The sequence below is a fragment of the Bacillus salacetis genome (assembly GCF_003581585.1).
In the GTDB taxonomy this organism is placed as follows: Bacteria; Bacillota; Bacilli; order Bacillales; family Bacillaceae_B; genus Rossellomorea; species Rossellomorea salacetis.
Map to the genome: position 1 here is coordinate 1 of NZ_QXIR01000083.1, position 1,265 is coordinate 1,265.

The following is a 1,265-nucleotide window of genomic DNA, read 5'->3' on the forward strand; positions in this document are numbered from 1 at the left end:
GTAGTTGGGGGATCTCCCCCTGTGAGAGTAGGACGTCGCCAGGCTTTTCGTTCCGCAGTAGCTCAGTGGTAGAGCTATCGGCTGTTAACCGATCGGTCGCAGGTTCGAGTCCTGCCTGCGGAGCCATTGCTTCCATAGCTCAGTCAGGTAGAGCACTTCCATGGTAAGGAAGAGGTCACCGGTTCGAGCCCGGTTGGAAGCTTACTAGTTTTATAAGATTGGCCCCTTGGTCAAGCGGTTAAGACACCGCCCTTTCACGGCGGTAACACGGGTTCGAATCCCGTAGGGGTCACCAAGCTTTTTTGCGAAGCGCAGCTGAGCAAAATAAGCATCCTTAATACAATACTTTATTTCGGAGGATTAGCTCAGCTGGGAGAGCATCTGCCTTACAAGCAGAGGGTCGGCGGTTCGATCCCGTCATCCTCCACCACGATTTTTTTGATATAACTTAATAAAATGAAAACATTCCAAAATAGATGCCGGTGTAGCTCAACTGGTAGAGCAACTGACTTGTAATCAGTAGGTTGGGGGTTCAAGTCCTCTTGCCGGCACCATTTGTTTGGAGGGGTAGCGAAGTGGCTAAACGCGGCGGACTGTAAATCCGCTCCTTCGGGTTCGGCAGTTCGAATCTGCCCCCCTCCACCATTTCTTGAATACATAGGATAGAAAATGGACATGTTAATTGAGTGTCCTTTTTATTTTCACTAATATTGGGCTATAGCCAAGCGGTAAGGCATCGCACTTTGACTGCGACATGCGTTGGTTCGAATCCAGCTAGCCCAGCCACTCCGAGCCATTAGCTCAGTTGGTAGAGCATCTGACTTTTAATCAGAGGGTCGAAGGTTCGAATCCTTCATGGCTCATTGCAGGAAAGCTTCCAGATTTATGTCTGGAAGCTTTTTTTGTTGATTTTTAATTTTATTTATGGCCATTTAAGAAGATAATTATTATGGCGGGCAGCCGTGAAGAAATATAGGATTGCATTCAGCAATTCACCTTACAATAGGGAATTTCTCAGTTAAAGTTGCTGTTATGCAGCCTCATGTACTTCCAATTGTTTACAAAAGTAAGGCAACGTACCATTACAATGAATGGTTGCAAGACAGCAAATAAACCCTTAATTACTGAATTTACAAATTCAGTCCGCAGAATGTATGATTACCCAGGAAGCCCCTTTGTCTTATTGTGTGGGTGGTGTTTATATTATTTCATGGGAAGGAAGTCCAGATTGCGCCGCTGGATAGGTCCTTTCCGCTTTTGATCCG

General features: G+C 46.1%; 8 tRNA genes. All 8 read left to right on the forward strand.

From position 1 onward, the window contains the following. The first annotated feature begins 51 nt into the window (after positions 1-51). Positions 52-126, forward strand: a tRNA-Asn gene (locus D3H55_RS23625). Positions 127-128: 2 nt separating this feature from the next. After that, positions 129-202 (forward strand) — tRNA-Thr (locus D3H55_RS23630). An 18-nt stretch (positions 203-220) separates the two neighbouring features. Next, positions 221-295, forward strand: a tRNA-Glu gene (locus D3H55_RS23635). Between the two features lie 59 nt (positions 296-354). Further along, positions 355-430: transfer RNA gene (locus tag D3H55_RS23640), tRNA-Val, on the forward strand. 48 nt (positions 431-478) lie between these two features. Then, positions 479-554 (forward strand) — tRNA-Thr (locus tag D3H55_RS23645). A 7-nt stretch (positions 555-561) separates the two neighbouring features. After that, positions 562-645: transfer RNA gene (locus D3H55_RS23650), tRNA-Tyr, on the forward strand. A 66-nt stretch (positions 646-711) separates the two neighbouring features. Then, positions 712-786, forward strand: a tRNA-Gln gene (locus D3H55_RS23655). Between the two features lie 4 nt (positions 787-790). Then, a tRNA-Lys gene (locus D3H55_RS23660) sits at positions 791-863 on the forward strand. Positions 864-1,265: the final 402 nt, after the last annotated feature.